The following is a 25,237-nucleotide window of genomic DNA, read 5'->3' as shown; positions in this document are numbered from 1 at the left end:
CATTACGCCTGATGCGTGGTACTGAAACGGGGTTCGACCGTACGGATTCGATCTTTTTCCGAGCCTGCCGTGAGGTTTGGAACCGTCAGGATTCGGCTGGTGCACAGCAGTACCAGCAGGGCCGCCGCGCCACCGCCCGCGGCCGTGGCGAAGGCCGCCGCGGGGCCCGCGTGCTGGGCCGCGACGCCCGCCACGGCGGTGCCCAGCGCCGCGCCGACCCCGACCGCGGTCACCACCCAGGAGAACGCCTCCGTCACGGTGCCGGCCGGGGCGTGCCGGTCGACCACCAGGAAGGCGCAGGCGAGCGCGGGGGCCAGGAACAGCCCGGAGAGCGCGGCCAGCGGCAGCATCAGGGCCGGGCCGGGCACCAGGACCAGCGGCGGGTAGCAGAGGGCCAGACCGACGGACAGCACCCGAAGCCGCCGTTCGGGTACTCCGGTCCACACCCGGGCGCCGTAGCAGAGGCCGCCGGTCAGCGCGCCGGCGCCGTTGGCGGCCAGCACGTACGCGGCGACCGGGCCGCCGCCGTGCGCGTCGCCGTAGGCGACCGCGGCCAGCGAGACGGCGCCCAGCGCGATGCCGACGAAGAGGCAGGCGCCCAGCAGCACCGCCAGCCCGCGGGAGCGCAGCGCGCCGAGCCAGTGCGGTTCCCGCGGCTCGGCCCGCCAGGCCCGGGACGGCCGCGCGGTGACCACCACCAGCGTGCCTGCCACGCCGAGCAGGCCGGTGAGGACGACGGCGGCCGCGTGGGAGGCGGCGGCCGCGGCGGCGGTCACCAGCAGCGGCCCGACCGCGAACATCACCTCCTGGGCGGCGGCGTCCAGGGCGTACGCCTTCTGCACCCGTTCGCCGTCGCCCAGCACGTCGGGCCACAGCGCCCGAAGACCGCCCTCCAGGGGCGGTGTGGCCGTCCCGGCCAGCAGGACGGCCAGGACCGCCACCGGCAGCGGGGAGGGGCCGGCGGCGGCCAGCAGGGTGAATCCGGCGGCCGACAGCAGGGCGGCGGCGGTCATCACCCGGGGCTGCCCGCGCTTGTCGACCGCCCGGCCGAGCAGCGGCTGCCCGACGGCGACGGCGAGCCCGTACAGGGCCGACAGGGTGCCGGCCAGGCCGTACCCGGCGCCCTGGGAGCGCAGGAACAGCACGATGGCCAGGGCGGCCATGGCGTTGGGCAGCCGGCCCAGCAGGGTGCCGCCGAGCAGCCGCGCGGCGTACGGCGTGCGCAGCATGTCCCCGTATCCGCTCGCCATGGCCCCTCCGCCGGTCAGTGTTACGTATAACGTGAGTGGGTCATACGTACCATGGCCGCAGCTCACGGGTCCACCCGCGGGACCGCGGCGGAGCGGGAGACACCGCGGTCCGGCCGGGCGCCGGCACGGCACGGGTGGGCGGTGGGCGGTGGCCGGGGCCGGGGCGTCAGACTGGGGCGGCGGAAGCCGGGGCATCAGGATCCGGCGGTGGTGCGGCAGTGATGTGGCAGAGGTGCGGCAGAGGCACGGCAGAGGCGGAGGACGTCGGTGACGGTTGCGGTGGTTGCGGCGTGACCGGTGCGGCGCGGCCCACCTCGCGCGACGTGGCGCGTGCCGCCGGGGTGTCGCAGGCGACGGTGTCCCTGGTGCTGGGCGGCAAGTGGCGCGGGCGCGTCTCCGAACGCACCGCGCTCGCCGTGCGGGCCACCGCCGACGAGCTCGGCTACCGGCCCAACCTGGCGGCGCGCAGCCTGCGGCTGGGCCGCACCAGGACCGCCCTGCTGGTGGTCCCGGCGCTGACCAACGAGTACTTCGCCCGGATCTACGCGGGCGTGGCGGGCGTGGCCGCCGAGCACGGCTTCGGCGTGGTGCTCTACCCCTCGCCGGAGGGCATCGGGCCGGCCCGCGACCCGTTCGGCTCGGCCCGGGCCGCCATCGACGGCGTGATCGCCTCCTCGATGGCCGCCGACGCGCTGGCCGGCATCGGCGACGGCGGCCGGGCCGGCGGGCTGCCGCTGGTGATGCTGGACAGCGATCCCGCGCCGGCAGGCGGTCCGCCCACCGTGAATCTGGCGGTCGGCGACGGCATCCGGCAGATGACCCGCCATCTCCTGGCGCTCGGGCACCGGCGGATCACGCATCTCGCGGCCGACGTCGGCACCTGGACGTTCCGCGCCCGGGCGGAGGCGGTGGCCGCCGAGCTGGCCGGCGTGCCGGGAGCCGTCCTGGCGACGGAGCGGTGCGCGCTGGACATCGCCGCGGCGCGGGCGGCCGGCATGCGGGCGCTGACGGCGCCGGGCCCGCGGCCCACCGCGCTGCTGTGCGACGGCGACATGCTCGCCGCGGGTGCCTGCAAGGCCGCCCGGGGCCTGGGGCTGCGCGTCCCGGCCGACCTGTCGGTGTCGGGCTTCGACGACCTGGCGCTGGCCGCCGCGCTGGACCCGGAACTCACCTCGGTCCGGCTGCCCGCGGAAGAGGTCGGTGCGGCCGGCATGCGGGCGCTGCTGGAGCTGCTGGACGGCGGCTCGCCCCGCCCGGCCGAGCTGCCCGTCGAACTCGTGGTCCGGGGCAGCACCGCTCCCCCGGCGCACCCGCGCCCCTGACGGGAGCCGCTCGGCGGAGCGGCACCGTCAGGGGCGCGGGTGGTGTCAGGCCCGGTCGGCAGCCGGAGCCGGCCGGTGCTGCGGCCTACTCCTCGTCGTCCGCCGCGTCGTCCGCGGGCGGCGTGTCGTCGGTGGGGGCGGTGGCCGCGCCGGTCCCGCCGGCGGAGTCCGTCTCCAGCAGACGCGAGAGCTGGCGGCCCAGGACCCGCTTGAACTTGCGCTGCTGCGGCCGGGTGCGGTCGAGCACCGCGACCTCGAGCTGCTCGGCGGTCAGCTGCCGGTCGCTGCCGTTGTTGTCGCGGCTCAGCGACTCCACGGCCAGCGCCAGCGCCTCGGCCAGCGTCATGCCGTCGCGGTGCCGCTGGTCCAGGTAGCTGCCGATCTGGTCGGAGTTGCCGCCGACCGCGACCGCGCCGTGCTCGTCCACGATGGAGCCGTCGTGCGGCAGGCGGTAGATCTGGTCGTCCTCGGGGGCGGCCCCCACCTCGGCGACGATCAGCTCCACCTCGTACGGTTTCTCGCCGACGCTGGAGAAGATGGTGCCCAGCGTCTGGGCGTATACGTTGGCCAGGCCGCGGGCCGTGACGTCCTCGCGGTCGTAGGTGAAACCGCGCAGGTCGGCGTAGCGCACGCCGCCGATCCGCAGGTTCTCGAACTCGTTGTACTTGCCGACCGCGGCGAACGCGATCCGGTCGTAGATCTCGCTGACCTTGTGCAGCGCCCGGGAGGGGTTCTCCGCGACGAACACGATGCCGTCCGCGTACTGCAGCACGACGACGCTGCGGCCGCGGGCGATGCCCTTGCGGGCGTACTCGGCGCGGTCCGCCATGGCCTGCTGCGGCGAGACGTAAAAGGGCGTGGACACCGGCTAACCGTGCCTTTCTGCTGGCGCTGAGGGAGACGGGAGATGCGGTGCGTGACCGCCTGTCACGTGGCGGGCCGTCACAGCACCTGCGCCTGCGGTCCGTCCGGCCGTTCCAGGCGCCCGTCCAGCACCGAGTGGGCGATCTCGGAGACCTCGGCCTCACTGAGCCTGCGGAAGCCGTCCTCGGTGATCACCGAGACGATCGGGAAGATCTTGCGGGTCAGGTCGGGGCCGCCGGTGGCCGCGTCGTCGTCCGCCGCGTCGTAGAGGGCCTGGACCACGGCGGTCACCATCTGACGCTCGGTGAGGTCGTGCCGGTAGAGCTTCTTCAGGGAACCGCGGGCGTAGACCGAGCCGGAGCCGGTGGCCGCGAAGCCCAGCTCCTCGCTGCGGCCGCCGGTCACGTCGTAGGAGAAGATCCGGCCCTTCTCGCGATCGGTGTCGTAGCCGGCGAACATCGGCACCACGGCCAGGCCCTGCAGGGCCATGCCGAGGTTGCCGCGGATCATGGTGGACAGCCGGTTGGCCTTGCCCTCCAGGGAGAGCGTGGCGCCCTCGATCTTCTCGTAGTGCTCCAGCTCGAGCTGGAACAGCTTGACCATCTCCACCGCGAGGCCCGCGGTGCCGGCGATGCCCACCGCGGAGTACTCGTCGGCCGGGAAGACCTTCTCGATGTCGCGCTGGGCGATGACGTTGCCCATCGTGGCGCGGCGGTCACCCGCGAGCACCACGCCCCCGGCGAACGTGGCGGCCACGATGGTCGTGCCGTGCGGGAGTTCGACCGCGCCCTTCACGGGCGGCAGCGTGCGGTTCCCCGGCAGCAGCTCGGGCGAGTGGTCGCCCAGGAAGTCGAGGAACGAGGACGAGCCGGGCGTCAGGAAGGCGGCCGGCAGACGCCCGGTGGTGCTGCGAGTGTTGGCTTCCACGCGATTCCTTCCACACGATCATGGGAGTCGGTACGGACCCTACCCGCCGCCCGGAAATCCATCCGCCCCGCGGTCCGTGGGGCTGCGGGGCGGCTGGAGGGGTGAGCGGCTACTCGCCGCCCTTCTGGACGAACGAGCGGACGAAGTCCTCCGCGTTCTCCTCGAGGACGTCGTCGATCTCGTCCAGGACGGAGTCCACGTCGTCCGAGAGCTTCTCGTGGCGTTCCTTGAGGTCGGCGGCCGCCTGGTCGTCCTGCTGGACCTCCTCGACCTCTTCGGTGGAACGCGTCGCCTTCTGCTGTCCGCCGTCGGTGTCCTTCGTAGCCATGTCCCTCACCCCGCTCGTTTCGTGCGCTCGGTTACCTGCCGTACATGAGTCCGTGCTCCCGGTACAAGATCAGACCCTACAAGCACGGTCCGACATCGGCGCTCGATTACCTCAACGTACGACTGCCACTGGGTTGTTTCCCGATTCCGGGCCGTTTCAGCCGCGGGTCAGCCCCCGGACAGGATCCGGACCAGCTCCTCGGCGGTGCGGCAGCGGTCGAGCAGCTCCTTGACGTGGTTGCGGGTGCCCCGCAGCGGCTCCAGCGTGGGCACGCGCTGCAGCGAGTCACGGCCGGGCAGGTCGAAGATGACCGAGTCCCAGGAGGCCGCCGCGACGTCGTCCGCGTACTGCTCGAGGCAGCGGCCGCGGAAGTACGCCCTGGTGTCCTCCGGAGGCTCCTGGACGGCCCGCAGGACCTCCGGCTCGTCCAGCAGCCGCCGGATGCGGCCGCGGGCCACCAGGCGGTTGTACAGGCCCTTGTCGGGCCGCACGTCGGCGTACTGCAGGTCCACCAGGTGCAGCCGCGCGGCGTCCCAGCCCAGGCCGTCCCGGCGCCGGTAGCCCTCCAGCACCTCCCGCTTGGCGATCCAGTCCAGCTCGCCGGCCAGGCTCATCGGGTCGTTCTCCAGGCGGTTCAGCACGTCCTCCCAGCGGGTGAGGACGTCCCTGGTCTGCGCGTCCGCGTCCGCGCCGTACCGCTCCTCGGTGTACTTGCGGGCGAGCTCGAAGTACTCCATCTGGAGTTGTACCGCGGTGAGGGTGCGGCCGTTACGCAGCGTGATGAGCTGGTGCAGGGTCGGGTCGTGGGAGACCTCGTGCAGGGTCCGCACCGGCTGGTCCACGGCCAGGTCGACCTTGATGAAGCCGTCCTCGATCATGGACAGCACCAGCGCGGTGGTGCCGAGCTTGAGGTAGGTCGAGATCTCGGAGAGGTTGGCGTCCCCGATGATCACGTGCAGGCGCCGGTACTTCTCGGCGTCGGAGTGGGGTTCGTCGCGGGTGTTGATGATGGGCCGCTTGAGGGTGGTCTCCAGGCCGACCTCGACCTCGAAGTAGTCCGCCCGCTGGCTGATCTGGAACCCGTCCTCGTGGCCGTCCTGGCCGATGCCGACGCGGCCGGCGCCGGTCACCACCTGCCGGGAGACGAAGAACGGCGTCAGGTGCCGCACGATGTCCGAGAAGGGGGTCTCCCGCTTCATCAGGTAGTTCTCGTGCGTGCCGTAGGACGCGCCCTTGTTGTCGGTGTTGTTCTTGTACAGGTGGATCGGCTGGGCGCCGGGCAGCTGGGACGCCCGCAGCGCCGCCTCGGCCATGATCCGCTCCCCCGCCTTGTCCCACAGCACCGCGTCCCGCGGGTTGGTGATCTCCGGCGAGGAGTACTCGGGGTGCGCGTGGTCGACGTAGAGCCGGGCACCGTTGGTGAGGATGACGTTGGCCAGGCCGATGTCCTCGTCGGTGAGCTGGGTGGAGTCCGCCGCCTCCCGGGCGAGATCGAAGCCGCGGGCGTCCCGCAGCGGGTTCTCCTCCTCGAAGTCCCAGCGGGCCCGGCGGGCCCGGTGCATCGCCGCCGCGTACGCGTTGACGATCTGGGACGAGGTGAGCATGGCATTGGCGTTGGGGTGGCCGGGGACGGAGATCCCGTACTCCGTCTCGATGCCCATTACTCGCCGTACGGTCATGCGGCCCTCCTTGCCCGGCTCCGGCCCCTCCGGGCCGGAAAACACACCGGCTGCGGGCACCCGTCTGTGGGGCCCCGCAGCCGGAGGGTAGTGCTTACAGATACTGTCCGGTGTTCGCCACGGTGTCGATGGAGCGCCCCGTGTCGGCTCCCTGCTTTCCGGTGACCAGGGTGCGGATGAACACGATCCGTTCGCCCTTCTTACCGGAGATCCTCGCCCAGTCGTCGGGATTGGTGGTGTTCGGCAGGTCCTCGTTCTCCTTGAACTCGTCGACGCAGGCCGCGAGCAGGTGGGAGACGCGCATGCCGCGCTGGCTGTGGTCCAGGAAGTCCTTGATCGCCATCTTCTTGGCCCGGTCCACGATGTTCTGGATCATGGCTCCGGAGTTGAAGTCCTTGAAGTACAGGACCTCCTTGTCACCGTTGGCGTAGGTGACCTCCAGGAACCGGTTCTCCTCGGTCTCGGAGTACATCCGCTCCACCACGGACTGGATCATGGCGTCCACCGTGGCCGCCGTGGACCCGCCGTGCTCGGCGAGGTCCTCGCTGTGCAGCGGGAGCGTGTCGAGCAGGTACTTGGAGAAGATGTCCTTGGCCGCCTCGGCGTCCGGACGCTCGATCTTGATCTTCACGTCGAGCCGGCCGGGCCGCAGGATCGCCGGGTCGATCATGTCCTCGCGGTTGGAGGCGCCGATGACGATGACGTTCTCCAGGCCCTCGACGCCGTCGATCTCGGCGAGCAGCTGCGGAACGATGGTGTTCTCCACGTCCGAGCTGACGCCGCTGCCGCGGGTGCGGAACAGCGACTCCATCTCGTCGAAGAAGACGATGACCGGGGTGCCCTCGCTGGCCTTCTCCCGGGCCCGCTGGAAGACCAGGCGGATCTGCCGCTCGGTCTCGCCGACGTACTTGTTGAGCAGCTCCGGGCCCTTGATGTTGAGGAAGTAGCTCTTGCCCTGCGGCTGCCCGGTCACCTCGGCGACCTTCTTGGCCAGGGAGTTGGCCACCGCCTTGGCGATCAGCGTCTTGCCGCATCCGGGCGGGCCGTACAGCAGCACACCCTTGGGCGGCCGCAGTTCGTACTCGCGGAACAGTTCGGCGTGCAGGTACGGGAGTTCGACCGCGTCCCGGATCTGTTCGATCTGGTTGCCCAGGCCGCCGATCTGCCGGTAGTCGATGTCCGGCACCTCTTCCAGGACGAGTTCCTCGACCTCGCTCTTGGGCACGCGCTCGTACACGTATCCCGAGCGGGGTTCGAGCAGCAGTGCGTCACCGGCGCGCAGCGGGATCTGGCGCAGCGGCTCGGCGAGCCGGACCACGCGCTCCTCGTCGGTGTGCCCGATGACCAGGGCGCGCTCGCCGTCCTCCAGGATCTCCTTGAGGGTGACGATGTCGCCGATGCTCTCGAACTCCATGGCCTCGACCACGTTGAGCGCTTCGTTGAGCATCAGCTCCTGGCCGCGCCGCAGCTCGTCGAGCTCGACGGACGGGCTGACGTTCACCCGGAGCTTGCGCCCGCCGGTGAAGATGTCCGCCGTCCCGTCGTCGTTGCCCTGCAGGAACACGCCGAAGCCGGCGGGCGGCTGCGCGAGCCGGTCGACCTCTTCCTTGAGGGCCACGATCTGGTCGCGGGCCTCGCGGAGGGTGTTCGCCAGCCGTTCGTTCTGCGCGGAGACGCCCGCCAGATTGGTCTGCAGCTCGACGATCCGCTCCTCGAGAATCCTCGTGTGCCGCGGAGAGTCGGCGAGCTTGCGTCGCAGGACGGCGATCTCCTGCTCAAGAAAGGCGACCTGGCCCATGGGATCTTCCGATCCACGGGCGGGTCGGCCGCCACGGTTGATGTCGTCGTCGTGGGCCGCCACGGTCCTCACCTCCTCCAAGGGGAGCTGGACGTTCCCAGACCCTACCTGGGCTGGTAGGGGTTGAAACCCCTAGATCACAAAGACGATCGCGGTGTGTCCGATCTTCACCCTTGCGCACGTCCCTCCGCCACTGAGATACCCGCCGATCTCCATCCGAAAGCCGCCGGTTGTATCGTCGTTTGCGTCAACAGCCGTCGGGGGCTGTTGCTTCCCGAAGACTTTCCCGATTACTTCCCGAACGACGAACGCAGGGATGGGGTTCCGTGAGCAACGAGACGGCCGAGGCGCTCGAGGTCTGGATCGACCAGGACCTGTGCACCGGCGACGGGATCTGTGTCCAGTACGCGCCCGAGGTCTTCGAGCTGGACATCGACGGGCTGGCCTATGTGAAGGGGCCCGCCGCGGAGGGCGAGGAGGCGGAGCTTCTGCAGTCCCCTGGTGCCACGGTACCCGTACCACTGGCACTCGTGCGGGACGTGGCGGACTCCGCCAAGGACTGCCCGGGCGACTGCATCCACGTGCGGCGCAGGGCCGATCACGTCGAGGTCTACGGCCCCGACGCGGAGTAGCCGCGCCGGTCAGACGCTGTTGGCCGCGGGCCCCGGCAGGGCCACGTAGCGGCCGTCGCGCCACTCCCAGGAGTAGCCGCGCTGCAGGTCCGGGCAGCAGCGCGGGACCGTCGCGCCGGAGAAGCCGAGGACGGTCGCCCTGACGGTGCGGCCCTCCAGCCGGAAGTCGCTGATCTCGCGGTCGTCCTTGGGGTTCACCAGCATCTGCGCGACCTTGGGCGCCGCGCCCGCGGTGGTCGCCGAGGACAGGATGTAGACGCCGCTCGGCGGGGTACCCGTCTCCGAGTGGCAGCGCACCACCGCGACGGTCTCCGGCCGGCCGTCGCCGTCCAGGTCCCCGGAGACGTGCTCGACGACGTCGACCCCCGCGCCGGGCGGGCAGTCCATCGGGTACGCGGCCGCCTTGGGGTCCGGGGCGGGCACCGGGCGGGCGGGCCGCTGGGTGGCGGTGGGTCCGGGGGTGGCCGCGGCGCCCGTCACCGAGGCGTCGGCGGGCTGCACCAGGGCCACCACGCCCACGACGGCCCCGAGGGCGGCGGCCGTCGTCAGCCAGTGCACCGTGCGGCTGTGGGTGTGCGGGAGGGCCGGGCCTGCGGAGGGCTGCACGCGCCTGTCTCCTGGGGTTGCGATCTGCGGGGGTGGCCAGCATGGTGCCACACATCACACGCGGCGGGAACGGCGGGGGCGGGTCCGTTCCGCGGCGATCACGCCGGCGCTCCCCGCGGACGCACGACCGCGCCGCCGCCGGTGCCCGTGAAGGGGCAAACCGGCGGCGGCGCGGTGAAGTTGGCCGGAATTCTCCGCAGGCGATCACGCTGTGATCGCGGCGGGCTCAGCGCTCGGCGGTGGAGCCCCCGCTTCCGCTTCCGGGGCCGGCGTAGTCCTCGCCGTACGCGCCCTTGGCGGGCCGGCGGCGGCGCAGCGGCGGCTCGACGCCGTCGGCGAGACGCCGGGCGGTGAGCAGGAAGCCGGTGTGCCCGATCATGCGGTGGTCGGGGCGGACGGCCAGGCCCTCGACGTGCCAGGTGCGGACCATGGTCTCCCAGGCCGCCGGCTCGTTGAAGGTGCCGTGCTCGCGGATCGCCTCGACGGTGCGCGCGAGCTGGGTGGTGGTGGCCACGTAGGCGCAGAGGATGCCGCCGGGCACCAGCGCCTTGGAGACGGCCTCCAGGCACTCCCAGGGCGCCAGCATGTCGAGGATGACGCGGTCGACGTCGGTGTCCGAGAGGTTGTCCTGGAGGTCGCCGACGGTGAGCTGCCAGGCCGGGTGCGGGCCGCCGAAGTAGCGCTCGACGTTCTGGGTGGCGATCTCGGCGAAGTCGGCCCGGCGCTCGTAGCTGTGCAGCATCCCCTGGTCGCCGATCGCCCGCAGCAGGAAGCTGCTCAGCGATCCCGAGCCCACCCCCGCCTCGACGACGCGCGCGCCGGGGAAGATGTCGGCCATCGCCAGGATCTGCCCCGCGTCCTTGGGGTAGACCACGGCGGCACCGCGGGGCATGGACAGGACGTAGTCGGGGAGCAGGGGGCGCAGCGCGAGGTAGGCGACGTTTCCCGTGGTTCGGACCACACTGCCCTCGGGGGCACCGATCAGCTCGTCGTGCGGGAAAGCGCCCTTGTGGGTGTGGAACTGCTTTCCGGCTTCGAGCGTGAAGGTGTAGTGGCGTCCCTTGGGGTCGGTGAGCTGGACCTGGTCCCCGACTTTGAAGGGCCCGCGACGGCGGGCGGCACCAGTCGGTTCGGACATGCGTCGAGTCTAGTGGCTCGAACGGGGGTGCCCGTCCCGCGGGCCGGGGGCCTCAGGCCCGGGACATCGCGGCCAGGAACGCCCGCTCCACGTCGGCGGTGGACAGCACCCCGTAGATCTCCCCGGTCGGCTCGACGACCAGGTACTCGGTGGACGGCGTCGCCCGCAGCCGGTCCAGCAGGTCCTCTCCGGCCAGTTCCGTGGACACCCGCATGCCGGGCGTGAGGTCCTGGGCGAGGCCGCTGACCGCGACCCAGGGCCTGCGGTGCTCGGGCACGGTGACGATCGCGGACTCCCGGACCAGGGCCGTGGGGTCGCCCCGGCCGTCGACCACGACCAGGGCGCGGGCGCCGGCCTCGTTGGCCCGGCGCAGCGCCTCGGACAGCGGGGTGTCGGAGGCCACCGGCACGGCCCGGCGGGTCAGGGTGCGGGCCTGCAGCCCGGGCAGCCGCTCGCGCAGCCGGGCCATCCGCAGGCTGTTGCCGGCGCCGGTCCAGATGATGGCGGCCAGGATCGCCGCCAGCAGCGCGTCGGTCAGCGAGTCGGAGCTGCTGCTGCCGTCGATGCCGCCGCGGTAGGACAGCAGCGGCAGCCCGATCAGCACCGCGAGGGCGAGGGCGCGGCCGACCCAGGCGGCCGCGACGGTGCCGGTCATCGCCCGGCCGCTGATCTTCCACACCACGGCCCGCAGCATCCGGCCGCCGTCCAGCGGCAGCCCGGGCAGGAAGTTGAAGATCGCGACGATGAGGTTGCTGACCATGAGGCCGGCCAGCAGCACCCCGGGCACCGTCCCGGACTCCACCAGCTGCATGCCGCCCCAGAAGATCGCCGCCAGCACCAGCGACAGCAGCGGCCCGACGAAGGCCAGCACGAACTCGCGGCCGGGGCTGTCGGACTCCTTCTCGATCTCCGAGACGCCGCCGAAGAACTGGAGCTGGATCCGGCGCACCGGCAGCTTGAAGCGCAGCGCGGCGACGGTGTGGGCGAGCTCGTGGACCAGCACCGAGGCGTAGAAGGCCACCGCGAAGAAGAGCGAGACCAGGTAGCGGACGCTGCCCAGCTCGGGCAGCACGGTGTCCAGCTGCCCGCCGAAGACCCAGGTGATCAGCGCGGCCACCAGGAACCAGCTGGGCGCGACGTAGATGGGCACGCCGAAGAAGCGCCCCATCAGGATGCCGCCGCCCGGCTCCCTCGGGGGCCCGGCGGAGGTGCCGTTGCCGGCCCGGCCCGGAGGGCTGCTGTTGTCCGACGGCGGCCGACCGCTCTCGCTCACTGGTTCCCCTCGTTCGACGCAGTCCCCCGCACCGATCATGCGGCACGAGGGGCTCTGCGACCATGCTATTGCCCTGGCCATCGGACGACGCGGGCACCGTCGGCCCGCCGCGCCGCGCCGCCCCCGGCCGGGCCGCCGGGCGTCGCTGTCAGTGCCAGGCAATAGGGTCGGGCCATGGAGATCCCCGCCCAGAGCAGCCCGCCGGACGAGCCCGGCCGGCCGGCCCGGCAGACCCCGTCGCGGCCGCCGTCGTCGCTGTCGCCCTCGCGGGCCGCGGACTTCATGCGCTGCCCGCTGCTGTACCGGCTGCGGGTGATCGACCGGCTGCCGGAGAAGCCCAGCGAGGCGGCCACCCGCGGCACGGTGGTGCATGCGGTGCTGGAGCGGCTCTTCGACGCGCCCGCGGCCGAGCGGACCGCGGACCGGGCCCGGTCGATGGTGGCCGGCGAGTGGGAGCGGCTGCGCGCGGCCCGGCCCGAGCTGGACGGGCTCTTCACGGCCGCCGAGGGCGCGGCCGACCCGGCGGCGCTGGCGGCCTGGCTGCAGAGCGCCGAGCGACTGGTGGAGCGCTGGTTCGCGCTGGAGGACCCGACGCGTCTGGAGCCCGCGGAGCGCGAGCTGTACGTGGAGACGGTGCTGGAGTCCGGGCTGACGCTGCGCGGCTACGTGGACCGGCTGGACGTCGCCCCCGCCACCGGCGACCTGCGGGTGGTGGACTACAAGACCGGCAAGGCGCCGCGGCCGGAGTACGCCGAGGAACCGCTGTTCCAGATGAAGTTCTACGCGCTGGTGCTGTGGCGGCTGCGCGGTGTGGTGCCCCGGCGGCTGCAGCTGGTCTACCTCGGCAGCGGGGACCTGCTGACGTACGACCCGACGGAGACCGACCTGCTGCGCACCGAGCGCAAGCTGCTGGCGCTGTGGCAGGCGATCACCGAGGCGACCGGCAGCGGTGAGTGGCGGCCGAAGCGCGGCCCCCTGTGCGGCTGGTGCGACCACCAGGCGTTCTGTCCCGAATTCGGCGGGACTCCCCCGCCGTACCCGCTGGCGGAAAATCCGGGACTCCTGCCCGTCGTGGGCGAGAATGGCTCGGTCTAGCAAAGGAGTACCCGTGGCTATTCGCGTCCTGCTGGTGGACGATCAGCCCCTGTTGCGCACCGGGTTCCGGATGATCCTGGAGGCGGAGCCGGACCTGGCGGTGGTGGGCGAGGCCGGTGACGGCCAGCAGGCGCTGGACCAGGTGCGGGCGCTGCAGCCCGACGTGGTCCTGATGGACATCCGGATGCCCCGGATGGACGGGGTCGAGGCGACCCGGCAGATCACCGGTCCCGACCGCTCGGGCCCGGCGAAGGTCCTGGTGCTCACCACCTTCGACCTCGACGAGTACGTGGTGGAGGCGCTGCGGGCCGGGGCGAGCGGCTTCCTGCTGAAGGACGCACCGGCCGCGGAGCTGGTCCAGGCGATCCGGGTGGTCGCCGCGGGCGAGGCCATGCTGGCCCCCAGCATCACCCGCCGGCTGCTGGACAAGTACGCGGGGCGGCTGCCGTCCGGCGAGGAGGCGGTGCCGCAGCCGCTGAACGCGCTGACCGAACGCGAGGTCGAGGTGCTCAAACTCGTGGCCCGCGGACTGTCGAACGCGGAGATCGCCGCCGAGCTGTTCGTCAGCGAGACGACGGTGAAGACCCACGTCGGCCATGTGCTGACCAAGCTGGCGCTGCGCGACCGGGTGCAGGCGGCGGTGTACGCGTACGAGAGCGGCCTGGTGCGGCCCGGCGCGAGCTGAGGGCCGGACCCGCCTGCGCGGACCCGGCCCCCGGCCGGTCAGTTCGTCGGGACGCCCCGGCCCAGCTCCCAGAACTGGGTGGTCGAGGAGGCGTTCAGCGCCCACTCGGTGCCGGTGATGTCACTGCGCGCGGCGATGTACTGCTTGCCCTGCCACAGCGGCAGCACGGGGATCTGCTGGGCGATGATCTGCTGCGCCCGCTCGAAGTCGCCGACCGCGCCGCTGCGTTCGGTCTTCTGCCGGGTGCCGGGGATGATCTGGTCCCGCAGCTCCTTGTTGACGTAGGCGAGGTTGAGGAAGTCGTCCGCGCCGAAGAACGGCGCGATGTAGTTGTCCGGGTCGGGGAAGTCCGGGAACCAGCCCATGCCGAACACCTGGTACTTGTGCGCCCGGTACGCCGCCTTGTAGCCGCTCCAGTCGGACACGCCCTGCAGGGAGACCCGGAACAGGCCGCCGGACTCCAGCTGCTCCTTGAGCAGGGTGAACTCCGGTGCGGTCGCCTCACCGTAGTGGTTGGTGGTGTACGACAGCGTCAGCGGCACCGGGGTGCTGATGCCGGCCTGCGCCAGGACCGAACGGGCCCTCGCCAGATTGGGCTCGTCGCCGTACTTGTTGAAGAACGCGTTGGTGTGCCCGGTGATGCCCTGCGGGACGAGCGAGTACAGCGGGGTGGTGGTCCGCTGGTACACGTCGTGCGTGAGGCTCTGCCGGTTCACCAGTTCGGCTATCGCGGTGCGGACCGCGAGCTTCTTCACGGTGGGGTCGGCGGTGTTGAAGACCAGGTACCGGATCTCGGTGCCGGGCGCCTCGGTCAGCTTGATCGACGGGTCGGCGCCGTCGGCCAGCTCGTTGATCTGCGCCGGCGCCATGGTCCGGCTCATCACGTCGATGGAGCCGGACTTGAGGGCCTTCATCATCGCCGCCGAGGAGGTGAAGAAGCGCAGCTCGATCTTGCTGTTGTTGATCGTCACCGAGCCCTTGTACTTGGGGTTCCGGGTGAAGATCGCGCTCTTGCCCGCGTCGAAGGACGCCAGGGTGTACGGCCCGGAGCCCAGCACGCTGTAGCCGGTGTGGACCGCGGTGGCCCCGTACACCCGGCTGTCGACGATGTCGGCGGCCGGGGTGGCCAGCTTGAACGGGAAGGTCGAGTCCGGCCCGGACAGGTGGAAGACGACCGTCGAGGAGTCGGGCGTCTCCACCTTGTCCACGTTGCTCAGCAGGCTCGCCGGGCCGTTGGGGTCGTTGATCTTCAGCTGGCGGTCGACCGAGAACTTGACGTCCGCCGAGGTGATCTTGTCCCCGTTGGAGAACATGAGGCCGCTGCGCAGCGTGCAGCGGTACTGCTCGCCCTGACTGTCCGTGAAGTGGCACTCCTTCGCGGCCTCGGGCTCGGGGTCGGTGCCGCTGCGCGGCAGGCGCAGCAGCGTCTGGTACGTGTTGTTGAAGATGTTCCAGCTGCCGATGTCGTATCCGGTCGCCGGATCGAACGGCGCCGGGTTCTCCTTCGACATCTGGAACGTGTCCGTCGTACCGACCACGATGGCCCTGCCGCCGTCACCACTGCCGCTGCCGGATCCGCATCCGGCGAGAGGCAGTGCCGCCAGGCCCATCACGGCCGGCAGGGCGAGCAGCTTACGGTTCATCCTCGATGATCTCCTTGTCGGTGTGGATCACCCGCTCACACCACGGCCGAGCTCCCAGAACTGCGTGGTGGTGGAGGAGTTGAGTGCCCACTCGACGCCGGTGATGTCACTGCGCGCGGCGATGTACTGCTTGCCCTGCCACAGCGGCAGCATCGGCACGTCCTGGGCGATGATGTTCTGAGTCTGTTCGAAGTCCGGGCCGGCGTTGCTGCGCGCCGCCATGCCACGGGTCTGCGGGAGCAGTGTGTCCTGGATCTCGCTGCTCTGGTAGGGCAGGTTGAGGAAGTTGTCCTTGTCGAAGAACGGCGCGATGTAGTTGTCCGGGTCCGGGAAGTCCGGAAGCCAGCTGATCGCGAAGATCTGGTACTTGCGCTGCGAGGCCGCCTTCAGGAAGGCGTTCCACTGCTCGCTCTTGGCCGTCACGTCGAACAGCCCGGTGGCGTTGAGCTGCTGGGCGATCGCCTCGGCCTCCGGCTGGTTCATCGTGCCGCCGTTGTCGCGGCGGTAGTTGATGGTCAGCGGAACCTTGCTGGTGATCCCCGCGTTGTGCAGCTTCTTCTGCGCGGCGGCGACGTTCGGGGCGCCGTAGACGTTGTAGAACGAGTTGATGTGGCTGGAGATGCCCTGCGGGACCACCGAGTACAGCGGGTCGGCGGTGCGCTTGTACACGTTCTTGGTGATCGCCTGGCGGTCCAGGACCATCGCCATGGCCTGGCGGACGGCCTTGGTCTTCAGGTCCGGCGAGGCGGTGTTGAGGAACAGGTAGCGGGCCTCGCCGCCGGGCGCCTCGGTGAGCTTGATGTTCTGGTCGGTGCTGGACTGCAGTTCCTTGATCTGGTCCGGAGCCAGCTGCCGGGACATCACGTCGATGGTGCCGGACTTCAGGGCGGACTCCATCTTTTGGGAGTCCGCGAACATCCGCAGATCGACCTTGCTGTTGTTGAGCTTGATCGAACCCTGGTAGTTGGGGTTCTTGACGAACTCGCCGGTCTCGAACGAGCCGTCCTTGGAGGCGGTGTAGGACTTGAGCACGTAGGGGCCGGAGCCTATGAGCTTCCAGCCGTCGTACGGCTTGCTCATGTCGTAGACCTTGCTGTCCATGATCGCGGCGGCCGGGGTGGCCAGCTTGGCGGGGAACGTCGCGTCCGGCGCCTTGAGCTGGAAGACCACGGTCCGGTCGTCGGGGGTGTTCACCGCCTTCACGCCCGATATCAGGGACGCCGGGCCGGCCGACCAGTTGATCTTCCGCATCCGGTCGATGGAGAACTTCACGTCCGCCGAGGTGATCTTGTCACCGTTGGAGAACTTCAGGTTGTCCCGCAGCGTGCACTGGTACGTCAGCGTCGCGGAGTCCGTGTAGTGGCAGTCGGACGCTGCGTCGGGCGAAGGCGTGGTGCTGCTGCGCGGGTAGCTCAGCAGCATCTGGAAGGTGTTGTAGAAGATGTTCCAGGTCGCGCTGTCGTACGAGGTCGCCGGATCGAGCGGAGCCGGGTTGTCCTTGGTCATCTCGATGCTGTCGGTGGTGCCCACGACGATGGGTTTGCCACTGTCGCCGCTCCCTCCGCCGGAGCCGCCGCACCCGCTGATCAGGGGTGTCAAAACGCCCAGCAGGGCGGGCAGCACCAGAAGCCTGCGATTCATCGTCGTTGTTCTCCTCTTGCTCCTGCTCAAGTGCTGTTGGCCCCCGTGGTGCCGCACGCAGCCCAACTGGCCGCCCGCACACCGGAGTCCGGGGCTGGCTGAAGGCCGGGAAGGCTGACGCGCGCGGCTTTCGGTTGCCTGGCCGCGCGGGGGTCACCGCAGGTATTCCAGCACACTCCGCGCGCACGCTTCGGCGACGATACCGAGATTGCGTGTGAACAGCACCAACGGGATGCCAAAGTTCAGGAAGTGACTGCTGGGAAATTCCCGGCGAACACGCTCAGTGAAGAGCTGTGTTCAAAGAGCGTAGAAAAGGGATGCTCAGCTCCTCCAGCGACCGCAGCACCGTACGGCCGGGCGCCGGCTCGATCGGGACGACCGAGGGGACGGCCACCACGCGGCAGCCGGCGGCCTCCGCGGACGCCACTCCGGTGAGGGTGTCCTCGACCACCACACAGGCCGCGGGATCGGCCCCCAGACGCGCCGCGGCGGTCAGATAGGGGTCCGGGTGCGGCTTGGTACGCGGCACCTCGTCACCGGCCAGCGTGAACGCGAAGTGCTCCGCGCCGAGCGAGCCCAGCATCGCGTCGATGGTCCTGCGGTGCGACGCGGAGACCAGCGCGGTGGGGATGCCGTGGGCGGACAGCTCGGTGAGCAGCCGCAGGGCGCCGGGCATCAGCGGGGCGCCGCGCACGACGAGCTGCTCGAACCGCAGGTCGACGGCCAGCGACAGCTCCGCCAGGGTCGCGGTGGTGCCGGTGGCGGCGATCAGATGCCCGAGGCTGCGGGACATCGGGCCGCCCACGACGACCGCCCGGTGGGCCTCGTCGAGCACATGGCCCAGTTCGGCGAAGACCTCGGTCTCCGCCGCCCACCACAGCCCCTCGGTGTCCACCAGGGTGCCGTCCAGGTCCAGCAGCACCGCCTGCGGTACGGGCCCCTGCTCCAGGCGGGTGCCGGCGACGGGGATGCTGCTGGTCATACGCCCCACTCCTCGACTCGGTCCTCCCGGCTCCGCACCGTGCACGTGCCCGCCCCTGGGGGGCACAGAGGCCGGTCGCCGCGCCCCGCTGACCGCGGGACGGCGACCGGCCTCTGCCGGATCTGCCAGTGTACGTCGGGAGGCCTCACGGCGCCGGGCACGGCCTCGCGCGCCCGGGCCGCCCGGAGCCGCCCGGGCTAACGGGCGTTGAAGTACTTGGCCTCGGGGTGGTGGATGACGATGGCGTCGGTGGACTGCTCGGGGTGCAGCTGGAACTCCTCGGACAGCTTCACGCCGATCCGCTCCGGCTCCAGCAGCTCGGCGATCTTCGCCCGGTCCTCCAGGTCCGGGCAGGCGCCGTAGCCCAGCGAGAAGCGGGCGCCGCGGTACTTCAGCGCGAACATGTCCTCGACGTCCTCGGGGTCCTGGCCGCCGAAGCCCAGCTCGGCGCGGACCCGGGCGTGCCAGTACTCCGCCAGTGCCTCGGCGAGCTGCACCGACAGGCCGTGCAGCTCCAGGTAGTCCCGGTAGGAGTCGGAGGCGAACAGCTCGTTGGCGGCCTCCGAGATCCGCGAGCCGACGGTGACCACCTGGAAGCCGACGACGTCGGTCTCGCCGGACTCCTCGGGCCGGAAGAAGTCGGCCAGGCAGAGCCGGCGGCCCCGGCGCTGCCGCGGGAAGGTGAACCGGACCCGCTCGGAGCCGTCCTCGTGCAGCACGATGAGGTCGTCGCCCTTGGACACGCACGGGAAGTAGCCGTAGGTGACGGCGGCCTCCAGCAGGTTCTCCGACTGCAGCCGGGTGAGCAGCCCGCGCAGCCGCGGCCGGCCCTCGGACTCCACCAGCTCCTCGTAGGAGGGCCCGCCGGCCCGGGACTGCTTCAGGCCCCACTGGCCCTTGAAGAGGGCTCCCTCGTCCAGCCAGGAGGCGTAGTCGGCGAGCTGGATGCCCTTGACCACCCGGCTGCCCCAGAACGGCGGCTCGGGCACCGGGTTGTCGGTGGCGACGTCGGAGCGGACCGGGCCGTCCTCGGTCTCCTGCTCGGGCTCGGGCTGGGGGCGGTGGGCGACCCGGCGGGCCTTCAGCTCCGGCAGCGCCGCTCCGGGCACGCCCCGCTTGACGCCGATCAGGGCGTCCATCAGCCGGAGGCCCTCGAAGGCGTCGCGGGCGTACCGCACCTCGCCCAGGTAGATCTCGTGCAGGTCCTGCTCGACGTAGGCGCGGGTCAGCGCGGCGCCGCCGAGGATCACCGGGTAGTCCGCGGCCAGGCCGCGCTGGTTGAGCTCCTCCAGGTTCTCCTTCATCACCACGGTGGACTTCACCAGCAGACCGGACATGCCGATCACGTCGGCCTTGTGCTCGTCGGCCGCTTCCAGGATCGCCGAGACCGGCTGCTTGATCCCCAGGTTCACGACGTTGTAGCCGTTGTTGGACAGGATGATGTCCACCAGGTTCTTGCCGATGTCGTGGACGTCGCCGCGCACCGTGGCGAGCACGATCGTGCCCTTGCCGCCGCTGTCGTCGGACTTCTCCATGTGCGGTTCGAGGTAGGCGACCGCGGACTTCATGACCTCGGCGGACTGCAGCACGAACGGGAGCTGCATCTGCCCGGACCCGAAGAGCTCCCCGACGACCTTCATGCCGGACAGCAGGGTGTCGTTGACGATGTCCAGGGCGGGGCGGTCGGCCAGCGCCGCGTCCAGGTCGGCCTCCAGGCCGTTCTTCTCACCGTCGATGATCCGCCGCTGGAGCCGCTCCTCCAGCGGCAGCGCGGCCAGTTCCTCGGCCTTGCCGGCCTTGACCGAGGTGCTGTCGACGCCCTCGAAGAGCTCCATCAGCTTCTGCAGCGGGTCGTAGCCCTCGCGCCGCTTGTCGTAGACCAGGTCGTACGCGGTCTGCCGCTGCTCCTCGGGGATGCGCGCGATGGGCAGGATCTTCGCGGCGTGCACGATGGCCGAGTCCAGTCCGGCCTTCACGCACTCGTCCAGGAAGACCGAGTTGAGCACCACCCGGGCGGCCGGGTTCAGGCCGAAGGAGATGTTCGACAGGCCGAGGGTGGTCTGCACGTCGGGGTGGCGGCGCTTGAGCTCGCGGATCGCCTCGATGGTGGCCACGCCGTCCTTGCGGGACTCCTCCTGGCCGGTGCAGATGGTGAACGTCAGGCAGTCGATGAGGATGTCCTCCTCGCGGATGCCCCAGTTCCCCGTCAGGTCGTCGATCAGCCGCTCGGCGATCTCGACCTTCTTCTCGGCGGTGCGGGCCTGGCCCTCCTCGTCGATGGTCAGCGCGATCAGCGCCGCGCCGTGCTCGGCGGCGAGCTGCGTGACGCGGGCGAACCGCGACTCCGGGCCGTCGCCGTCCTCGTAGTTGACCGAGTTGAGCACGGCCCGGCCGCCGAGCTTCTCCAGGCCGGCGCGCAGCACGTCGACCTCGGTGGAGTCCAGCACGATCGGCAGGGTGGAGGCGGTGGCCAGCCGGCCCGCGACCTCGGCCATGTCGGCCACGCCGTCCCGGCCCACGTAGTCCACGCACAGGTCCAGCAGGTGGGCGCCCTCGCGGATCTGCTCGCGGGCCAGCTCGACGCAGTCCTCCCAGCGCCCGGCCAGCATCGCCTCGCGGAACTTCTTGGAGCCGTTGGCGTTGGTGCGCTCGCCGATGGCCAGGTACGAGGTGTCCTGCCGGAACGGCACCGTCTGGTAGAGCGACGCGGCGCCGGGCTCGGGGCGCGGACTGCGCGGGGTCAGGTCGTGCCCGCCGACGCGCTCGACGATCTGCCGCAGGTGCTCGGGGGTGCTGCCGCAGCAGCCGCCGACCAGGGACAGCCCGTACTCGCGGGTGAAGACCTCCTGCGCGTCCGCGAGCTCGCCCGGGGTCAGCGGGTAGTGGGCGCCGTCCTTGGTGAGCACCGGCAGGCCGGCGTTCGGCATGCAGGTCAGCGGGATCCGCGAGTGGCGGGTCAGGTAGCGCAGGTGCTCGCTCATCTCGGCCGGGCCGGTCGAGCAGTTCAGGCCGATCAGGTCGATGCCCAGCGGTTCCAGCGCGGTCAGTGCCGCGCCGATCTCCGAGCCGAGGAGCATGGTGCCCGTGGTCTCGACGGCCACCGAGCAGATCAGCGGCAGGTCCACGCCGGCGGCGGCCATCGCCCGGCGGGAACCGATCAGCGCGGCCTTGACCTGCAGCAGGTCCTGCATGGTCTCCACGACCAGCGCGTCCGCGCCGCCCGCGATCAGACCGGCCGCGTTGGCCTCGTAGCCGTCGCGCAACGTCGCGTAGGGGATGTGGCCGAGCGTCGGCAGCTTGGTGCCGGGGCCGATCGAGCCGAGCACCCAGCGGTCGCGGCCGTCGGCGGCGAAGCCGTCGGCCACCTCGCGGGCCAGGCGGGCGCCCGCCTCGGCGAGCTCGTGGATGCGGTCGGCGCTGTCGTACTCGCTCAGCGCCGAGTGGTTGGCGCCGAAGGTGTTGGTCTCCACACAGTCCACGCCGGCCTCGAAGTACGCCTCGTGGACGGAGCGCACGATGTCGGGCCGGGTGACGTTCAGGATCTCGTTGCAGCCTTCGAGCTGCTGGAAGTCGTCCAGCGTGGGCTCCTGCGCCTGGAGCATGGTGCCCATGGCGCCGTCGGCGACGACGACGCGTGAGGCGAGTGCCTGGCGCAGCGCGGCCGCTCGGGCGTTGCTGGCGGCGGGCGCGGAGGACTGAGGGGACGGCGAGGCCATGGAGATGCTCCCTGGGGTGCGACGGCTGTCGGCTATGCGCACACCCTGCCGGTGACCCGCTGGGGCCGCCCGCGGAAGGAGGGCGCACCCCGTCAGCCTAGCTGGCCGCCCCCGCACCCCTCGAAGCCATTCCACAGGGCGGACGGGTGGTGCAAGACTCGTCTCTGCCATGATGTGGGTCGACAATGTCGACCGGGCGTCGCGAAGGCGCGGCGCCCGTCCAGGACCCCCGGGAGGGTGCGCGATGCCAGGTCCGATCCAGTCCCTGGAGCGCGCCGCGGCCATCCTGCGGCTGCTGGCCGGGGGTGAGCGGCGGCTCGGGCTGTCCGACGTGGCGTCGTCGCTGGGCCTGGCCAAGGGCACCACCCACGGCATCCTGCGCACCCTGCAGCAGGAGGGCTTCGTGGAGCAGGACCCGGTGTCGGGCAAGTACCAGCTCGGGGCCGAGCTGCTGCGCCTGGGCAACAGCTACCTGGACGTCCACGAGCTGCGGGCCCGCGCCCTGGTGTGGACCGACGACCTGGCCAGGTCCAGCGGCGAGGCCGCCTACCTGGGGGTGCTGCACCAGCAGGGGGTGCTGATCGTGCACCACGTCTTCCGGCCCGACGACAGCCGGCAGGTGCTGGAGGTCGGGGCGATGCAGCCGCTGCACTGCACCGCGCTGGGCAAGGTGCTCTCGGCGTTCGACCCGGTGGCGCACAGCGAGGCGGCCGAGGCGGAGTGGACCGCGCTGACCGCGCGCACGCTCACCGACCCGGCGCTCTTCGAGGAGGAGCTGGCCCTGGTCCGCGCCCGCGGCTGGGGCGCGGACCTGGAGGAGACCTGGGACGGCGTGGCGTCGGTGGCGGCGCCGGTCTACGACCGCCGGCGGATGCCGGTCGGCGCGGTGGGCGTCACCGGCGCCGTCGAGCGGGTCTGCGACGCCGAGGGTGTCAGATCACGCCTGGTGGCGGCGGTGCGGGACTGCGCCAGGGCGGTCTCCCGCGACCTGGGCGCGGGCCGGTTCTGACCCGCTCCCGCCCCTGCTCCTCCCCCTGTTTCCGCCGCTGCCGCGGCCCCTTCGCCGGGCCCGCCGGAGCCCTGGCGCGCCGCATCGGGACGGCGGTCCGCGGAGTAATCGGTCACAACCCTCTTGACCCCGTCACCCCAGGAAGTAAAACTCTCGCCCAGCGGTCGACAATGTCGAACACCGGACGGGACACGGAGTCGCCGCCATCTGGACTAAGACAAGGGAGTCGCAGTGTCCAACGGCCACATCGTCATCGGCGAGATCTTCGGAACCGCCGTACTCATCCTGCTCGGCGGCGGAGTCTGCGCGGCCGTGACGCTCAAGAAGTCCAAGGCGAAGGACGCGGGCTGGGTCGCGATCACCTTCGGCTGGGGCTTCGGCGTGCTGGGCGGGGCCTACATCGCCAACGGCTACTCCGGCGGTCATCTCAACCCCGCGGTCACCCTGGCGATCGCGATCAAGACCGGCGAGTGGGGCAAGGTCCCCTACTACCTCATCGGCCAGTTCGCCGGTGCCATGATCGGCGCGTTTCTGGTGTGGGTGGTGTACATGGGTCAGTTCAAGGCCCACCTGACCGACGCCGAGGTCGTCACCGGACACGACGTGGACCCCGCGGGGCCGGTCACCCGCGACGAGTCGCTGCCCGGCGGACCGGTGCTCGGTGTCTTCTCCACCGGTCCCGAGATCCGCAACCCGGTGCAGAACCTGCTCACCGAGATCATCGCCACCGCCGTGCTCGCCCTCTTCATCCTCACCCAGGGCATGACGCAGGGCCTGGCCCTCAACGGCCTCGGCATCCTGCTGACCGCCCTGCTCGTCGTCGGCATCGGCCTGTCGCTCGGCGGCCCCACCGGCTACGCGATCAACCCGGCCCGCGACCTCGGCCCGCGTATCGTGCACGCCCTGCTGCCGCTGCCGAACAAGGGCGGCTCCGACTGGAGCTACGCCTGGATACCGGTCGTCGGCCCGCTGGCCGGCGCCGCCCTCGCCGGCGGCCTGTACCGCCTGTTCTTCACCTGATGGGCTCGACCCCACCGCGCCCCACCCCCCGCCAGGAACCGCAGACCTCCGAGGAGCACCCCGTGACCGAGAGCACGACCCGGACCAGCTCGCACGGCAGCGGCCCGTTCATCGCCGCCATCGACCAGGGCACCACGTCCAGCCGCTGCATCCTCTTCGACCGCGACGGCCGGATCGTCGCGGTGGACCAGAAGGAGCACGAGCAGATCTTCCCCAAGCCCGGCTGGGTGGAGCACGACGCGGCCGAGATCTGGACGAACGTCCAGGAGGTGGTGGCCGGCGCGATCGGCAAGGCCGCCCAGGACGTCCCCGGCTTCACCCCGGCCGACGTCAAGGCGATCGGCATCACCAACCAGCGCGAGACGACCGTGCTGTGGGACCGCCACACCGGTGAACCGGTGCACAACGCGATCGTCTGGCAGGACACCCGCACCGACGCGCTCTGCCGGGAGCTGGGCCGCAACGTCGGCCAGGACCGCTTCCGCCGCGAGACCGGCCTCCCCCTGGCCTCCTACTTCGCCGGACCGAAGATCCGCTGGCTGCTGGACAACGTGGACGGCCTGCGCGAGCGCGCCGAGGCCGGCGACATCCTCTTCGGCACCATGGACTCCTGGGTCATCTGGAACCTCACCGGCGGCGTGGACGGCGGCGTGCACGTGACGGATGTCACGAACGCCTCGCGCACCCTGCTGATGAACCTGCACACCCTGAACTGGGACGAGAAGATCCTCGCCTCCATCGGGGTGCCCGCGGCGGTGCTGCCGGAGATCCGCTCGTCGTCCGAGGTGTACGGCAGCACCGGGATCGGCGGCCTGAACGACGTGCCGGTGGCCTCGGCGCTGGGCGACCAGCAGGCCGCGCTGTTCGGCCAGACCTGCTTCGCCGAGGGCGAGGCGAAGTCCACCTACGGCACCGGCACGTTCATGCTGATGAACACCGGTGGCACCCCGGTGAACTCCTACAACGGCCTCATCACCACCGTCGGCTACCGGGTGGGTGACGAAGCTCCCGTCTACGCCCTGGAAGGATCCATCGCCGTTACGGGTTCACTAGTGCAGTGGATGCGTGACCAAATGGGACTTATCAGTACGGCTGCCGAGATCGAGACCCTCGCCTCGTCCGTGGAGGACAACGGCGGGGCGTACTTCGTTCCCGCGTTCTCCGGTCTGTTCGCCCCCTACTGGCGTGACGACGCCCGCGGGGTGATCGCCGGGCTGACCCGGTACGTCACCAAGGCCCACATCGCCCGCGCCGTCCTGGAGGCGACCGCCTGGCAGACCCGGGAGATCGCCGACGCGATGACCAAGGACTCGGGCGTCGAGCTGACCGCGCTGAAGGTCGACGGCGGCATGACGTCCAACAACCTGCTCATGCAGACCCTGGCGGACTTCCTCGACGCGCCCGTGGTGCGTCCGATGGTCGCCGAGACCACCTGCCTGGGCGCGGCCTACGCGGCCGGTCTGGCGGTCGGCTTCTGGCCGGACACCGACGCGCTGCGGGCCAACTGGAAGCGGGCCGCGGAATGGACCCCGCGTATGGACGCGGCCGACCGCGACCGCGAGTACAAGAACTGGCTCAAGGCCGTCCAGCGGACCATGGGCTGGATCGAAGAGGAGCACTGAGTAAGCC

20 protein-coding genes are annotated in these 25,237 nt (G+C 71.1%); 7 read left to right on the top strand and 13 right to left on the bottom strand.

Annotated features, from left to right (window positions below; genetic code table 11):
• Window positions 1–2: 2 nt before the first annotated feature.
• A complete protein-coding gene (locus tag K7862_RS23155; protein WP_222965609.1) occupies window positions 3–1,250 on the bottom strand; it encodes an MFS transporter in 1,248 nt (415 codons plus the stop codon).
• A gap of 290 nt (window positions 1,251–1,540) precedes the next feature.
• On the opposite strand from K7862_RS23155, the gene K7862_RS23150 reads away from it, so the two are divergent.
• Window positions 1,541–2,572: a LacI family DNA-binding transcriptional regulator gene (locus K7862_RS23150; RefSeq protein WP_308012132.1), complete on the top strand. Its 1,032-nt coding sequence runs from the start codon at window positions 1,541–1,543 to the stop codon at window positions 2,570–2,572.
• 85 nt (window positions 2,573–2,657) lie between these two features.
• On the opposite strand, the gene prcA is transcribed toward K7862_RS23150, so the two are convergent.
• The 5 genes from prcA to arc all read right to left on the bottom strand — a co-directional run bounded on the left by prcA (window position 2,658) and on the right by arc (window position 8,231).
• On the bottom strand, window positions 2,658–3,437 hold the full coding sequence (gene prcA / locus K7862_RS23145) for a proteasome subunit alpha (RefSeq protein WP_222965605.1): 780 nt from the start codon (window positions 3,435–3,437) through the stop codon (window positions 2,658–2,660).
• A 77-nt stretch (window positions 3,438–3,514) separates the two neighbouring features.
• Complete coding sequence (prcB, locus tag K7862_RS23140; RefSeq protein ID WP_222965603.1) at window positions 3,515–4,363, bottom strand: proteasome subunit beta; 849 nt, start codon at window positions 4,361–4,363, stop codon at window positions 3,515–3,517.
• Window positions 4,364–4,472: 109 nt separating this feature from the next.
• Complete coding sequence (locus K7862_RS23135; protein WP_222965601.1) at window positions 4,473–4,691, bottom strand: ubiquitin-like protein Pup; 219 nt, start codon at window positions 4,689–4,691, stop codon at window positions 4,473–4,475.
• A 167-nt stretch (window positions 4,692–4,858) separates the two neighbouring features.
• On the bottom strand, window positions 4,859–6,370 hold the full coding sequence (gene dop, locus K7862_RS23130; RefSeq protein ID WP_222965599.1) for a depupylase/deamidase Dop: 1,512 nt from the start codon (window positions 6,368–6,370) through the stop codon (window positions 4,859–4,861).
• 94 nt (window positions 6,371–6,464) lie between these two features.
• A complete protein-coding gene (arc, locus tag K7862_RS23125; protein ID WP_222965597.1) occupies window positions 6,465–8,231 on the bottom strand; it encodes a proteasome ATPase in 1,767 nt (588 codons plus the stop codon).
• Between the two features lie 263 nt (window positions 8,232–8,494).
• Here arc and K7862_RS23120 point away from each other — a divergent pair, with 263 nt between their 5' ends.
• Window positions 8,495–8,800 carry a ferredoxin gene (locus tag K7862_RS23120; protein ID WP_222965595.1) on the top strand — a complete coding sequence of 102 codons (306 nt, stop codon included), beginning with the start codon at window positions 8,495–8,497 and terminating at the stop codon, window positions 8,798–8,800.
• 9 nt (window positions 8,801–8,809) lie between these two features.
• On the opposite strand, the gene K7862_RS23115 is transcribed toward K7862_RS23120, so the two are convergent.
• From K7862_RS23115 to K7862_RS23105, 3 genes are all read right to left on the bottom strand, one after another.
• The gene (locus K7862_RS23115; protein WP_222965593.1) at window positions 8,810–9,406 is read right to left on the bottom strand and encodes a hypothetical protein; all 597 of its coding nucleotides are present in this window, start codon (window positions 9,404–9,406) and stop codon (window positions 8,810–8,812) included.
• Window positions 9,407–9,632: 226 nt separating this feature from the next.
• Window positions 9,633–10,544, bottom strand: a complete 912-nt coding sequence (locus tag K7862_RS23110; RefSeq protein WP_222965591.1) for a tRNA (adenine-N1)-methyltransferase — start codon at window positions 10,542–10,544, stop codon at window positions 9,633–9,635.
• Window positions 10,545–10,596: 52 nt separating this feature from the next.
• Window positions 10,597–11,856, bottom strand: coding sequence for a site-2 protease family protein (locus K7862_RS23105; RefSeq protein ID WP_222965648.1), 1,260 nt, complete (start codon window positions 11,854–11,856; stop codon window positions 10,597–10,599).
• Window positions 11,857–12,099: 243 nt separating this feature from the next.
• On the opposite strand from K7862_RS23105, the gene K7862_RS23100 reads away from it, so the two are divergent.
• Both K7862_RS23100 and K7862_RS23095 read left to right on the top strand, forming a co-directional pair.
• On the top strand, window positions 12,100–12,912 hold the full coding sequence (locus K7862_RS23100) for a RecB family exonuclease (protein WP_262413657.1): 813 nt from the start codon (window positions 12,100–12,102) through the stop codon (window positions 12,910–12,912).
• A 13-nt stretch (window positions 12,913–12,925) separates the two neighbouring features.
• Complete coding sequence (locus K7862_RS23095) at window positions 12,926–13,597, top strand: response regulator (RefSeq protein ID WP_222965587.1); 672 nt, start codon at window positions 12,926–12,928, stop codon at window positions 13,595–13,597.
• A gap of 38 nt (window positions 13,598–13,635) precedes the next feature.
• Here K7862_RS23095 and K7862_RS23090 read toward each other — a convergent pair whose 3' ends face one another.
• From K7862_RS23090 to metH, 4 genes are all read right to left on the bottom strand, one after another.
• The gene (locus tag K7862_RS23090; protein ID WP_222965585.1) at window positions 13,636–15,240 is read right to left on the bottom strand and encodes an ABC transporter substrate-binding protein; all 1,605 of its coding nucleotides are present in this window, start codon (window positions 15,238–15,240) and stop codon (window positions 13,636–13,638) included.
• Between the two features lie 27 nt (window positions 15,241–15,267).
• The gene (locus K7862_RS23085; RefSeq protein ID WP_222965583.1) at window positions 15,268–16,881 is read right to left on the bottom strand and encodes an ABC transporter substrate-binding protein; all 1,614 of its coding nucleotides are present in this window, start codon (window positions 16,879–16,881) and stop codon (window positions 15,268–15,270) included.
• Window positions 16,882–17,161: 280 nt separating this feature from the next.
• Window positions 17,162–17,863, bottom strand: a complete 702-nt coding sequence (locus tag K7862_RS23080) for an HAD family hydrolase (protein WP_222965581.1) — start codon at window positions 17,861–17,863, stop codon at window positions 17,162–17,164.
• 197 nt (window positions 17,864–18,060) lie between these two features.
• A complete protein-coding gene (metH, locus tag K7862_RS23075; protein ID WP_222965579.1) occupies window positions 18,061–21,579 on the bottom strand; it encodes a methionine synthase in 3,519 nt (1,172 codons plus the stop codon).
• A gap of 244 nt (window positions 21,580–21,823) precedes the next feature.
• Here metH and K7862_RS23070 point away from each other — a divergent pair, with 244 nt between their 5' ends.
• The 3 genes from K7862_RS23070 (at window position 21,824) to glpK (ending at window position 25,230) form a co-directional block, all read left to right on the top strand.
• Complete coding sequence (locus K7862_RS23070) at window positions 21,824–22,588, top strand: IclR family transcriptional regulator (RefSeq protein ID WP_222965578.1); 765 nt, start codon at window positions 21,824–21,826, stop codon at window positions 22,586–22,588.
• A 231-nt stretch (window positions 22,589–22,819) separates the two neighbouring features.
• Window positions 22,820–23,608 carry an MIP/aquaporin family protein gene (locus tag K7862_RS23065; protein WP_222965576.1) on the top strand — a complete coding sequence of 263 codons (789 nt, stop codon included), beginning with the start codon at window positions 22,820–22,822 and terminating at the stop codon, window positions 23,606–23,608.
• A 62-nt stretch (window positions 23,609–23,670) separates the two neighbouring features.
• Window positions 23,671–25,230 carry a glycerol kinase GlpK gene (gene glpK, locus K7862_RS23060; RefSeq protein ID WP_222965574.1) on the top strand — a complete coding sequence of 520 codons (1,560 nt, stop codon included), beginning with the start codon at window positions 23,671–23,673 and terminating at the stop codon, window positions 25,228–25,230.
• Window positions 25,231–25,237: the final 7 nt, after the last annotated feature.

Origin of the sequence: Actinacidiphila acidipaludis (assembly GCF_019890725.1) — a bacterium.
In the GTDB taxonomy this organism is placed as follows: Bacteria; Actinomycetota; Actinomycetes; order Streptomycetales; family Streptomycetaceae; genus Actinacidiphila; species Actinacidiphila acidipaludis.
This window is presented reverse-complemented; position numbering and strand designations above follow the sequence as displayed.